Annotated in this window: 11 protein-coding genes, 1 tRNA gene and 1 pseudogene; 11 read left to right on the forward strand and 2 right to left on the reverse strand. The window is 63.8% G+C overall.

Features of this window, described 5'->3' with window-relative positions:
- The 11 genes and pseudogenes from IG169_RS12795 to IG169_RS12845 form a co-directional block, all read left to right on the forward strand.
- A pseudogene (locus IG169_RS12795) lies at positions 1-475 on the forward strand (hypothetical protein); the annotation flags it as partial.
- Positions 476-617: 142 nt separating this feature from the next.
- On the forward strand, positions 618-2,531 hold the full coding sequence (locus IG169_RS12800; RefSeq protein ID WP_193176610.1) for a potassium transporter Kup: 1,914 nt from the start codon (positions 618-620) through the stop codon (positions 2,529-2,531).
- 83 nt (positions 2,532-2,614) lie between these two features.
- Complete coding sequence (locus IG169_RS12805) at positions 2,615-3,301, forward strand: TetR/AcrR family transcriptional regulator C-terminal domain-containing protein (protein ID WP_193176611.1); 687 nt, start codon at positions 2,615-2,617, stop codon at positions 3,299-3,301.
- A 16-nt stretch (positions 3,302-3,317) separates the two neighbouring features.
- Positions 3,318-4,337, forward strand: a complete 1,020-nt coding sequence (gene ilvC / locus IG169_RS12810) for a ketol-acid reductoisomerase (RefSeq protein ID WP_193176612.1) — start codon at positions 3,318-3,320, stop codon at positions 4,335-4,337.
- Between the two features lie 263 nt (positions 4,338-4,600).
- On the forward strand, positions 4,601-5,497 hold the full coding sequence (locus IG169_RS12815) for a c-type cytochrome (protein ID WP_210325995.1): 897 nt from the start codon (positions 4,601-4,603) through the stop codon (positions 5,495-5,497).
- A gap of 165 nt (positions 5,498-5,662) precedes the next feature.
- A complete protein-coding gene (locus tag IG169_RS12820; protein ID WP_193176613.1) occupies positions 5,663-6,877 on the forward strand; it encodes an aminotransferase-like domain-containing protein in 1,215 nt (404 codons plus the stop codon).
- An 84-nt stretch (positions 6,878-6,961) separates the two neighbouring features.
- A complete protein-coding gene (locus IG169_RS12825; protein ID WP_193176614.1) occupies positions 6,962-7,462 on the forward strand; it encodes a heme-degrading domain-containing protein in 501 nt (166 codons plus the stop codon).
- Between the two features lie 96 nt (positions 7,463-7,558).
- On the forward strand, positions 7,559-8,284 hold the full coding sequence (locus tag IG169_RS12830) for a hypothetical protein (RefSeq protein WP_193176615.1): 726 nt from the start codon (positions 7,559-7,561) through the stop codon (positions 8,282-8,284).
- Between the two features lie 16 nt (positions 8,285-8,300).
- The gene (locus tag IG169_RS12835; protein WP_193176616.1) at positions 8,301-9,209 is read left to right on the forward strand and encodes a PhzF family phenazine biosynthesis protein; all 909 of its coding nucleotides are present in this window, start codon (positions 8,301-8,303) and stop codon (positions 9,207-9,209) included.
- Between the two features lie 46 nt (positions 9,210-9,255).
- A tRNA-Lys gene (locus IG169_RS12840) sits at positions 9,256-9,331 on the forward strand.
- An 89-nt stretch (positions 9,332-9,420) separates the two neighbouring features.
- Positions 9,421-10,050 (forward strand): isochorismatase family protein, encoded by a 630-nt coding sequence (locus IG169_RS12845; protein WP_193176617.1) that lies wholly within the window; start codon positions 9,421-9,423, stop codon positions 10,048-10,050.
- A gap of 137 nt (positions 10,051-10,187) precedes the next feature.
- Here IG169_RS12845 and IG169_RS12850 read toward each other — a convergent pair whose 3' ends face one another.
- Both IG169_RS12850 and IG169_RS12855 read right to left on the reverse strand, forming a co-directional pair.
- Positions 10,188-10,976 carry an aldolase/citrate lyase family protein gene (locus IG169_RS12850; RefSeq protein WP_193176618.1) on the reverse strand — a complete coding sequence of 263 codons (789 nt, stop codon included), beginning with the start codon at positions 10,974-10,976 and terminating at the stop codon, positions 10,188-10,190.
- A 22-nt stretch (positions 10,977-10,998) separates the two neighbouring features.
- Complete coding sequence (locus IG169_RS12855; RefSeq protein WP_193176619.1) at positions 10,999-12,855, reverse strand: TRAP transporter large permease subunit; 1,857 nt, start codon at positions 12,853-12,855, stop codon at positions 10,999-11,001.
- Between the last annotated feature and the right edge of the window lie 51 nt (positions 12,856-12,906).

The following is a 12,906-nucleotide window of genomic DNA, read 5'->3' on the forward strand; positions in this document are numbered from 1 at the left end:
AGACGGCGATGAAACCGCCACCGCCACCGAAGGCTATTTCAGCGTAAGCGAGCCACTGCGCGAACCGGACGCCATGGAGGCCGAGACGGATTATGCCGCCGAGGGCCTGGCCGGCATGACGGATGCGCCTGCGACGGATTTCGGCGACATCGATCCCGAAGCGGCGGAAACGGATTATTCAGAAGCCGCCAGCGCGGCGCCGGCAACCGGTTACGAGGCGGGTTTCGCGGAAACGACCGGCTATCAGCCGGAACCCACTCCCCCGGCCTCGGCCCATTCTCTCGCCGAGGAAGACCCCGAGGTCTACGAACAGATCCGCCGGAAAGCCGAGGAAGCGCGCGCGCGCATCGCGGCGCGGCTGGAACAGATGCAGGCCGGGGAGGGCGGCGAAGCCCACCAGGAGACCGAAGAACGGCTCGATCTCGGCGAGGATGCGCCACCGATGTATGACGACGGCGAGGACCAATCCGACTAACCCCCTGCCGACCGGGCATGGCGTCAGGGTCTTTGCCCTGACGGCATGCCGGCATCTTCCGAACCCTGCCGTCGCGCGGCACTGCTGCATTGCGAAATGCGATGCGAGGGGGTAATGAGCGGCTGCTCGCATTCGACCGAAGATGACGGCGGAGTTCATGGACGCGAAGACAGAGACCGCCGAGGATCATGGCGGACCGGGGGGCCATTCGACCGCGTTGCTGGCTCTCGGCGCCATCGGCATCGTCTATGGCGACATCGGCACAAGCCCGATCTACGCGCTGCGCGAAACCGTCCGCGCCGCCGCCGGCAGCAAACCTCCCTCCGAAGCCGACATTATCGGCGCTCTGTCGATCATCGTCTGGGCGCTGACCATCGTCGTGACGATGAAATACGCGCTCATCGTGCTGCGCGCCGACAACAAGGGCGAGGGCGGCACGCTGTCGATCATGGCGCTGGCGCGCGGCGTCCTGCCGAAGCACGCGGCGCTGATCGGCGGCATCGGCATGGCCGGCGCGGCGCTGTTCTTCGGCGATGCGGTGATTACCCCGGCGATCTCGGTGCTGTCCGCGGTCGAGGGACTGCACATCGCCGCGCCGTCGATCTCGCATTATGTCGTGCCGATCACGGCGGCGATCATCGTGACGCTGTTCATGGTGCAGCGTTTCGGCACCGGCAAGGTGTCCTCCGTGTTCGGGCCGGTCACGCTGATCTGGTTTTTGACGCTCGGCCTTTCCGGCGCGGCTCATCTTCTCGACGACCTGTCGATTTTCCGCGCGCTCAATCCGTTGCAGGCGGCGGCCTTCATTTCCAATCATTCGGGCGTTGCGCTGGCGGTCATCGGCGCGGCCTTCCTGGCTGTGACCGGCGCGGAGGCGCTTTATGTCGATCTCGGGCATTTCGGCCGCAAGCCGATCCTGCTCGCCTGGTTCGCCGTGGTGTTTCCGTGCCTGCTGCTGAATTATTTCGGGCAGGGCGCGTGGCTCCTGAAGAACGACGTCACTGTCGACCAGCCGCTGTTCCAGATGATGCCGGACTGGGCGTTGCTGCCGGTGGTGGTGCTGGCGACGATCGCGACGGTGATCGCCAGCCAGGCGGTGATTTCCGGCGCGTTCTCGCTGACCCGGCAGGCGACGCAATTGCACCTGCTGCCGCGTTTTGACGTCGTTCACACTTCGGCCACGCAATCAGGGCAGATCTACCTGCCGCAGCTGAACTGGATGCTGATGATCGCGGTGCTGCTGCTGGTGTTCGGTTTCGGATCGTCGGAATCGCTTGCCGCTGCCTATGGCATCTCGGTGACGGGCGAGATGATGATCACGACGATCCTGCTGGCCGTCGTCATGGTCGGCATCTGGCGCTGGAAATGGCTCGCCGTGGCGGCCATCATCGGCGCCTTCCTTGTCGTCGAAGGCGTATTCCTGGGCGCCAATTCGATGAAGATCCCCGACGGCGGCTGGGTGTCCATCCTGATCGCCGCATGCCTGTTCACGCTGATGGTGACGTGGACGCGCGGCAGCGCGCAGCTGTTCCAGAAAACCCGCAAGACCGAGATCCCGCTCGACGACCTGCTGCGGCAACTGGAGGACGCCGAACCGGAATTCGTGCCCGGGACCGCGATCTTCCTGACCAGCGATCCGTACAGCGCCCCGACCTCGATGATGCACAGTCTCAAGCACTACAAGGTGCTGCACGAGAACAACATCATCCTGACGATCGAGACGGCGCCGCAGCCGAGAGTGCCGGCGGCCGAACGCGCCACGATCGAGCAGGTCAATCCGTGGCTGACCCGCCTGATCCTGCGGTTCGGCTACATGGAGGACCCGAACGTGCCGCGCGCGCTCGGGCAATGCCGCAAGCAGGGGCTGAAGTTCGACATCATGCAGACGTCGTTCTTCCTGTCGCGGCGCTCGCTGATCGCCTCGGCGGATATCGGCATGCCGTTGTGGCAGGACAAGCTGTATATCCTGCTGGCGCGCAACGCGGCCGACGCGACGAGCTATTTCCGGCTGCCGACCGACCGCGTCGTCGAGATCGGAACCCAGGTCATCATCTGATTACCCTTCAGGCGGCTTGACGCCGCACCGACAGATCTCTAGAAGAGCCGAACCGTACCGTACGGTACTCAATGGATCCGTTGATGCTGACAGCCACCCAGACAGATAGCCAGACGCCGGGCGATACCGGCGAGGAGCCGTTCGGCGAGCGCCAGACGGCGGTGCTGGAGGCGGCGCTGGCGCTGTTGGTCGAGGGCGGCGACAAGGGTTTCACCACGGCGCGGCTGGCGCGGGCGGCGAATTGCTCCAAGGAAAGCCTCTACAAGTGGTTCGGCGACCGCAACGGCTTGCTGGCCGCGATGATCACCTACCAGGCGAGCAAGGTGCGTGTCGCCGGATCGAGCGACGCGAAACCGAGCGCGGACGGTTTCCGGCGGCAGCTGACGGGCTTTGCGCGCGATCTGTTGACCGTGTTGTCCGGCGCGACGTCGCTGGCGCTCAACCGGCTGGCGATCGGCGAGGCGGGGCGCGAGGACGCGCAGCTCGGCCACCTGCTGATCGAACGCGGACGGCGTGCGATCGAACAGCGCGCCAAGCGCCTGCTCGACGCCGGCAAGACGGCCGGGCTGATCCGTTTCGGCGACCGGGAGGAGGCGTTCAACACGCTCTACGGCCTGATCGTCGGCGACCTGCATGTGCGCATGCTGCTCGGCGACGCCGTGCCGCTGCTCACCGGCACAGACGGCATCGGCGCCCAGGCGGCGCGCGCCATCAACCAGTTCCTGCGGCTGTATGAGGCCGCGGATTCATCCAGGACAATCAACACGTAAAGGGAAGGAACCGAACATGCGTGTCTATTACGATCGCGATGCCGATCTCAATCTCATCAAGTCCAAGAAGGTGGCCATCATCGGCTACGGATCGCAAGGCCGCGCGCATGCGCTGAACCTGAAGGATTCCGGCGCCAATGATGTCGCGGTCGCGCTGCGCGAAGGCTCGGCGACGGCCAAGAAGGCCGAGGCCGACGGTTTCAAGGTCATGAGCGTGGCCGAGGCCGCCGCGTGGGCCGACCTGATGATGATGGCGACTCCGGACGAATTGCAGGCCGGCATCTACAAGGAGCATATCGCCGGCAATATCCGCGACGGCGCCGCGATCGCCTTCGCGCATGGTCTCAACGTGCATTTCGGCCTGATCGAGCCGAAGTCGACCGTCGACGTCGTGATGATCGCGCCGAAGGGCCCGGGCCACACGGTGCGCGGCGAATACCAGAAGGGCGGCGGCGTGCCGTGCCTGATCGCCATCCACCAGGACGCGTCCGGCAATGCGCATGACCTGGCGCTGTCTTACGCCTGCGGCGTCGGCGGCGGCCGTTCTGGCATCATCGAGACCAATTTCCGCGAAGAGTGCGAAACCGACCTGTTCGGCGAGCAGGTCGTGCTGTGCGGCGGCCTGGTCGAATTGATCCGCGCCGGCTTCGAGACGCTGGTGGAAGCCGGCTATGCGCCGGAAATGGCCTATTTCGAGTGCCTGCACGAAGTGAAGCTGATCGTCGACCTGATCTATGAGGGCGGCATCGCCAACATGAACTACTCGATCTCGAACACCGCCGAGTGGGGCGAATACATGTCGGGTCCGCGCATCATCACCGACGAGACCAAGGCGGAGATGAAACGCGTCCTGAAGGACATCCAGTCCGGCAAGTTTACCTCGGAGTGGATGCAGGAATGGCATTCGGGCGCGGCCCGCTTCAAGGCGACCCGTCGCCTCAATGACGAGCATCCGATCGAGCAGGTCGGCGAAAAGCTGCGCGGCATGATGCCGTGGATCAAGTCGAACGCGCTGGTTGACAAGGCGAAGAACTGAGGCGTTTGCTGCCTTTGCGAACCGAAAGCCGGGGAGGAGAACCTTCCCGGCTTTTTTCTTGAATCGCGTTCACCCCGTTCCGGCTTTTCGGGCGGCGCAAGACGATGAATTCGTTTGCCAAATCTGGTGCTTTCGGCTCTACTTCCGTTAGGTCATGAGATCTGAATCGTCATCGAGCCTGCCTGCATTGCGATGCACTGCTCCCGGACTCCCTGGATCCTTCGGGTCCCAGCCTGAAAAACATGGCTCAGGGAGGAGCAAACATGTCTCGATTGCGCGTAACCGCGGTTTCGGCGGTGATTTCCATTGCATTCGTTATGCCGGCAGCGGCCCAGAGTGACGACGCTCTGGTCAAGCGCGGAGCGTATCTCGTGAATGGTCCGGTGGCCTGTTCCAACTGTCACGGAACCCGCAACCCCGACTTCTCGATCGCCGACGGCATGGAATTCGCGGGCGGCTTTCACATCGTGGATCCGGCCTTCGACGTCTACGCGGCGAACATTACGCCCGACAAGGAGACGGGTATCGGCGACTGGACCGACGAGCAGATCATCAAGGCGATCCGCGAGGGCGTCGATCCGGAAGGGGACATCATCTTTCCGCCAATGCCGTCACCGACCTACAACAACATGTCCGACGACGACGCGAAAGCGGTCGTGGCATATCTTCGTACGCTCAAGCCCGTGCGTCACGAAGTCGAGGAATCGCACTGGAATATTCCGCAACAGGCGATGCCGCCCGCCAAGGGCGCGCCGGCACCCGCGATGTCGGACACGGTGGCATATGGCGGCTATATCGTGAATGCGCTTGCGCATTGCTTCGAGTGCCACACGCCGATGGGCCCGACCGGCCCGGACATGTCGAGGATGGGCGCCGGCGGGCTGGAGATAACGCTCGCGCCCGGGATGAGCGTGTACACGTCGAACATCACGCCCGATCCGGAGACCGGTATCGGCAACTGGAGCGACGAGGACATCAAGCAGGCGATCACCGAGGGCATCACCCCGCAAGGCAGGCACGTTTCCCCGCCGATGCCGTTTCCCTGGTTCAACAACATGACGGCGGAGGATCTTGATGCGGTCGTGGCCTATCTGCACACGATTCCGGCCGTTTCGAACAAGGTCGAACGGACCGAATTCCAGATGAAAAACTTTCCGTAAGGACGTTTCAGGAGGCATCGAAGGCCGCGCACAGCCGCGGCCTTTTTTCATTTGTGAGGCAACGGGACCATAAAAGGAAAATTTCTTGCGCATATAGGTCAGTATTATTGACATATATTGCCGACGGGGGCATGTTCGGCCACCGACTTCCCGGAGGAACCGTCCATGAAAGACGATAACCGTTTTGCCTCGCGCGAAACGCGGATGAAGGCATCCGAAATCCGCGAATTGCTGAAGCTGCTCGACCAGCCCGACATCATCTCGTTTGCCGGCGGCATTCCGGACCCGGCGCTGTTTCCGGCCGATGCCTTCCGGCGCGCCTTTGACGATGCGCTTGCGGGCGCAGCCGCGAGCGGCGCGCTGCAATATTCAACCAGCGAGGGCCATGCCGGGCTGCGCGAATGGATCGCAGGTGAGATGGCGCGCATCGGCGTTGCCTGCGGGCCGGAAAACATCGTGATTACAGCGGGATCGCAGCAGGCGCTCGACTATCTCGGCAAGCTGTTCCTGTCGCCGCGCGACACGGCGCTTGTCGGCTGGCCGACCTATCTCGGCGCGCTGCAGGCCTTCAGCGCCTACGAGCCGAATTACGACCGGCTGGAGCCGATGGGCAACCGCGCGCCGGGGGATTTCGCCTGGCAGGCGCGCGAAAAGGGCGGGGCGGTGAAATTCGCCTATGTGTCGCCCGACTTCGCCAATCCGACCGGCGAGACGCTGACGCCCGGCGAGCGCGAGCGCGTGCTCGATCTCGCCGACGCGCTCGATATCGCCGTGATCGAGGACGGCGCCTACCAGGCGCTGCGCTACGACGGCGAGGCGGTCGCGCCGATCCTGGCGCTGGAGATCGCGCGCAAGGGAGACATCGAGAAATGCCGCACGATCTATTGCGGCACCTTCTCCAAGACGCTGTCGCCCGGACTGCGCGTCGGCTGGGTCTGCGCTGCGACGGACATCATCTCGCGGCTGGTGATCCTGATCCAGGCGGGCGGACTGCACAGCGCCACCATCAACCAGGCGGCGATGAATGCGGTGGCGCGGGCGGTGTTCGGCGAGCAGGTGGCGAAAGTGCGGAGCGTCTATGGCGCGCGCCGCGACCACATGCTGGCGGCGCTGCAACGTGAAATGCCGGAAGGCGTGCGCTGGACGAAGCCGGAGGGCGGGATGTTCATCTGGCTGACGCTGCCGGACGGCATGGACGGGGCGGCGCTGCTGGCGCAGTCGCTGGCAAGCGCCCGCGTCGCCTTCGTGCCCGGCGGCGCGTTCTTCGCCGACGGCTCCGGTGCGAACACGATCCGGCTGTCGTTCTCCTGCGCCCCGGAAGCGATGATCGACGAGGGCGTGAAGCGGTTGGGCGACCTGATCCGGCGTGCCGCCGGCTGACCGTTGCGCGCGTTTTGCAGAAAAATACGTGGCATCCACAGCCGGACGAATTGAGTATAAGGGGCCGACCGGAGAGGGAGCGCCATGACGATTGCAGACGACATCGAGATCCTGAAACGCCAGGAAGAGGCGCTGCGGTTCGACGGCTTCAGCGAGGACGACGCGTGGGCGCTCGGGTCGATGATGCGGCAGCGCGCCGCCGACAAGGGCCTGCCGCTCGTCATCGACATCCGCATCGCCGGACGGCCGCTGTTCTATACGGCCCTGCCGGGCACCACGCCGGATAATCCGGAATGGGTGCGCCGCAAGATCAACGTCGTCATGCGCTACCACAAATGCTCGTACCGGGTGGGACGGGAGCTGGCGGTTTCGGGCACGCAACTCGACGAAACGCGCGGTGTCGCGCCGGTCGACGTCGCGCCGCATGGCGGTTGTTTCCCGATCCATCTCAAGGGTACCGGCGTGGTCGGAACGGTCACCGTTTCCGGCGTGCCGCAGCGCGAAGACCACCGTTTCGTGTTCGAATGCCTGTGCGAGTATCTCGGCGTCGATCCGGCCACACTCGCGCTCGGGCCGGAAGACTGAGCCGGGCGGAACCGGAGGTCCTGTCTTTGCGGGTGCACCGCGCGCAAAAATCCTGTTAGGAGAGGCCTCCGCAGGACGGTCCAGCCGGGATTATCGATGAAAGACCAGGACATTCGCAGGCTCAAGACCCTACGGCTCGCGCTCTCCGACGCGCCGCTGCGCTTCGAGAAGGAGAATCGTCCGGCGATCGAGGCGCACTGGGCGGCGGCGGTCGCCGCCAATCCGCGGCTGTGGAACGGTCCGTCCTTCATGTTCGAGGATGTGCGCCTCGAGGGCGGCAAGCTGACCGGAACCGGACATCGCACCGATTTCGCGACCTTCCTTCACTGGCGCGACAATGGCCGTCCGGCGGGCGTCGTCCATATTACCGGCACGTCGCTGCCGGTGACCCGCGACGGCGCGCTGTTCGCCGTCCGGATGGCGCAGCATACCGCCAATCCGGGCGCGATCTATTTTCCCGCCGGATCCTTCGACGCGGCGGATGTCATCGACGGCATGTTCGACGTGACGCGCAACATCGCGCGCGAACTGGCGGAGGAAACCGGGCTCGGCTTCCACGAGGCGGACGCGGAAGCCAGCCTCACGGCAGTCTTCGACCGCGGCGCGATCCATATCACGCGGCGAAACCTGCTGGCGGCGGATTTCGCGGGCTGCGCAGCACGGCTCAACCGGCACCAGGCGGAAACCGGCGATGACGAGGTCGACGGCGCGATCGCGATCCGGCGCGGCGACGGCAGCCTCCGGGCGCTGAAGCCCTATGCGAAAGCGCTTGCCGAATGGCACTTCGAAAACGCGGCGTTTTCCTGTACCGGGGACGTCTGAGAAAAGGGGAAATCGCATGGCACGGCGCTACGCAATCTACGACGTCTTCACCGACCGCGCGCTGGCGGGCAATCCGCTGGCGGTCGTCTTCGACGCCGACGGGCTTGATGACGGCGCGATGCAGCAGATAGCGCGCGAATTCAACCTGTCGGAGACGGTGTTCATCCGGCCGGCGGAAAACTCCGCTCATTCGGCGCGGCTGCGGATTTTTACGCCCGAACACGAATTGTCGTTCGCGGGCCACCCGACGGTCGGCGCGGCGATCGCGCTCGGCGAGAGCGATCCGGCCAACGGCGCCGGCGACAGCCGGCTGATGGTGCTGGAGGAGACAATCGGCGCGGTGCGCTGCGCGCTACGGCTTGGCGATCCGGCCTATGCGGAATTCGACGTGCCGCTGCTCCCCGAGATGGTCGAATACGAGGTCGAGAAGGCGGCGATCGCCTCGGCGATCGGCGTCGACGCCAACGAGATAGGCTTCGAGAACCACAAGATCAGCGTCTGGACGGCCGGAAACAGTTTCGTCTTCGTGCCGCTCGACGGACTCGGGCCGGTGCAGCGCGTCTCGATCGACGCTGCGCGGTGGAACGAGGTCGCGCCGGAGGTGAACGGCCGCACGGCGTGGCTCTATGCCTACACGCGCGACGTGATCCACCACGGCTATGCCTTCCACGCGCGCATGCTGGCGCCCGGGGCAGGGGTGCCCGAAGATCCGGCGACGGGCTCGGCGGCGGCGAATTTCTCCGGCGTGATCGCGCATTTCGACGGCGTCGCCGACGGACCGACGGCCTATCTGATCGAACAGGGGCTGGAAATGGGCCGGCCGTCGACGATCCGGCTCGAAATCACCGGCAAGGGCGGCGAAATCCATGCGGCGCGGATCGGCGGCCACGCCGTCAAGGTCGCCGAGGGCACGCTTCTTGCGTGACCCCCTTTACAAAGCGGCCCGGCCCGACTAGATAGCCGCTTCCTACGGGTGTGTAGCTCAGATGGTAGAGCAGCTGACTCTTAATCAGCGGGTCCACGGTTCGAGCCCGTGCTCACCCACCAAGGTTCCTTTCCCTCGCCGGAAACCCGAATGTCTTCCGAAGCACGAATCGGATATGATTATATGAGGTTTTCTCCGGCGGGAAATCTCGATGAACGAAGCTGAAATTTATCGCGCCCAGGGATTTGGACATCGCCTCGCGCCGGGACGCTGCTCGGCGCTGGTGGTCGTGGACTTCGTTAACGGCTTTGTCGATCCGGACGTATTCGGGGGTGGGAACAGCCTCGATGCTGCCAAACGTTTCGTCCCTGCTCTTGACCTTTGGCGGAATACGAATCTGCCCGTCGTGTTCACGCGGATCGTCTATGCGGATGACGGCTCCGATACAGGGATATGGTGCGAAAAAGTGCCTTCCTTGAAGGGACTTACCGAGGATGCCACCGCAAGCCAGGTCGTCGACTTTCTTGCTCCGCGCGACGGGGAGACGGTCATCCGCAAAACCCAGGCATCGGCCTTTTTCGGCACGGAATTGGCGTCGCTCCTTGCCGACCGCGGCATCGATAGCGTGGTCGTCGCCGGCTGCACTACCAGCGGATGCGTGCGCGCAACCATCGTCGACGCGATCAGCCACAATTTCCGCCCGTTCGTCCTTTCGGACTGTGTCGGGGACCGCTCTGTCGCGGCCCATGACGCGAACCTGTTCGACATGGAACAGAAATACGCCGATTTGCTCGCGGTTTCCGATCTGGACCGGATTCTGGAGGCCGCGGTTTCGAATTGACCGGCGCCTTGTCTTCTCCGGCATTCCGGAGAGACCGGCACAGGATATCCGGTTGCCGCCGGACGCCCGATACCGTCCGATCGGTTTTGATGGTTCGAAATGCAGGGATATTATTTATAGATTACAGCGCGTTGCCGTCATCCTTTGCGTCCGATGCCATTGGACTTGAAGGCCGCTGCGCAGTGCGTCATCGCCTGCGCGTATAGCATGACATCGACCCCGACCCCGAGAAAATTGGCGCCGGCTTCGAAATAGGTTTCGGCGCTTTGCGCGTCACCCGTCAACACGCCGCCGGAGAGCCCGCGATCGCTGATCGTGCGCAGCGCGCCGATTACCGTGTCGCGAACGTCAGGATGTCCCGGATTTCCCAGATGGCCCATGTCCGCCGCCAGATCCGCAGGGCCGATAAAGATGCCGTCGATACCCTCCACTGAAACGATGTCGTCAAGCGCGGCCAGTCCAGCGCGGCTTTCCACCTGGAGGATCAGGCTGATCGAATCGTTGGCTTGGGCAGGGTAGTTCTTGTCGCGCATGAATTTCGAGGCGCGGGCCATCGGATAGCCGACACCGCGGAAGCCGGCGGGCGGATAGCGTGTCGCGCGCAACAGGCGCCCGGCTTCCTCGCCGCTTTCCACCATCGGGATCAACAGGTTGCGCGCGCCGATGTCGAGCAGTTGCTTGATGCGCGCGGGATCGCCGTCCGGAGGGCGCACGACCGGTGCGGACGGCCCGGTTTCGACAGCGCGAATCTGGTCGAGGATCGTGCGCAGGTCGTTGGGGGCGTGTTCGCCGTCGATCAGCAGCCAGTCGAAGCCGGACCCGGCAGCGGCTTCCGCGACATAGGCGTCGGCGAAACCGAGCCAGCAGCCGACGAGCCGCTCGCGCGCGGCGAGAGCCGCCTTGAAGGGGTTTGTGTTTTCGGTCATGGGACTTTTCCGGTCGTGTCGATTATTTAAGGAATTGAGGCAGCCAAAGCGTGATCGCGGGGAAGGTGATCAGGAGGGCGAGTCGCACGCCGTCTGCAACGAGAAAAGGCGCGACCCCCCGGAACATCGTGCTTGTACTCACTTCCTGTCCGAGCAGGCCCTTGAGAATGAAGATGTTCATCCCGATCGGAGGCGTGATCATGCCGATCTCCACCAAGCTGAGTGTTACCACGCCCCACCAGATCAGGTCGTAGTCGAGCGTGATGATCAGCGGAACGACGAAGGGGACAGTGACGACGAGGGCTGCCACCGTGTCGAAGACGCTGCCAAGGATGAGATACATCACGACGAGCAGCAACAGGATTTTCCATGCTGGCGTGACGCCGGGTTCGACGAATGAGAGAATGGCTGTCGTCACGCCGGCAAAGTTCAGGAAGGCTCCGAAAACACCGGCTCCGATGAGGATGAAATAGAGAACGGCGCTGGCCGTTACGGCGTTCCGCGTCGCCTCCATGAGGCCGCGAAGCGAGGCGCGACCCGAAAGGAGCCAGAAGAAGAAGGCGAATCCGCTGCCGACTGCCGCCGCCTCCTGGACGGTGAACAAGCCGCCGTAGAGGCCGCCGATTACCGACATGAACAATAGCGATGGCCGCCAGGCGAGCCGCACGGCATCGAAGGGCCGATATTTCGCCGGTGTCATGTCGGCCGGCGCCCCATCCGAGAACAGGTTGGCCAGGATCAGGATGGTCAGCGCATAGAGCAGGATCGCCAGAAGGCCCGGTAAAAGGGCGGCGACGAAGGCGGCCGCAATCGGCTGCTCGGCGATGACGCAGTAAATGATCAGGATGATGGATGGCGGGATCAAGGCACCGAGCGTCCCGCCGGCGGCAATCGTACCGGTAGCGAATCCGGGCGAGTATCCATGCGCCTTCATCTCTTTGTAGGCGACGCCGCCGACTGTCGCAGTCGTGGCGACCGAGGAACCGGAGATAGCACCGAAGCCCGCACAGCCGATGACAGTCGCAATGGCATGGCCGCCGCGCAACCGGCCGAACAGCGCGTTCGCCGCGCCGAAGATGTCGTCGGCGAACCCGGCGGCGATCGCCAAATTGCCCATCAGGAGGAACAGCGGAAGCGATGCCAGATCGGCGCTGGAAAGCGTGGATGTCAGGTGGTTCGTGGTGACGAGAGATGCCGGGTTCAGCCCGAAGAGGAAGTAGGTTCCGACAAAGCCCGTCAGCGATAGCGCCGCGCCGAGCGGCACCTGTGCCAATGCAAGCGTATAGAGCATTGCGAAGCCGATTCCCACCTTGGCCAGAGAGGGAAGATCGCCGCCTTGCCAGTAGAGGACAAAGGCGCCGAGGCTGAAAATGGCGAACGCGACCAGCTGGGGCGCCAACTTGCGCGTGACCATCCGGCCTGAAAACAGCGCGCGCAAATCTTCCGCCAGAACAGGCAGTTGCGCAATGAAGCTTACAGTCATGAAGACCGTTACGAGATACCAGAAGGGGCCGATCGGAAGCCCTAGGACCATAGTCACCTCATGATAGGCGGTCTTGGCTTCGGCATGCCGCCAGAGCAGGATGACATAGAGGCCGAAGCAGATCGTGGTCAGCAAGCTTCCGAGAATCTGCAGTTCGGGGGACTTCTCGCCGGGAGATCCGAGCAGGTCGAGCGATACGTGCTCCCGCCGATAGTTCGTATAGGCGAGGGCCAGCGCGATTATGGCCGCAAAGGTGAGTTCCGATATCTCGAACAGCCCCTTGATGGGAGCGGAAAACAGCCATCGCAGCAGGACGTCGGATGTGACCGCCAGTGCCGCGACAAGAAGAATGAAGCCGGATACAAGGCTGCTGAGCCGCGAGAGGCGAGAAAGCACGTCGATCTCCAAGATTACTGAAAAGCGGCGAGGGCGGGAAAAGGGAATCCG

Source organism: Oricola nitratireducens, from assembly GCF_014904745.1.
In the GTDB taxonomy this organism is placed as follows: Bacteria; Pseudomonadota; Alphaproteobacteria; order Rhizobiales; family Rhizobiaceae; genus Oricola; species Oricola nitratireducens.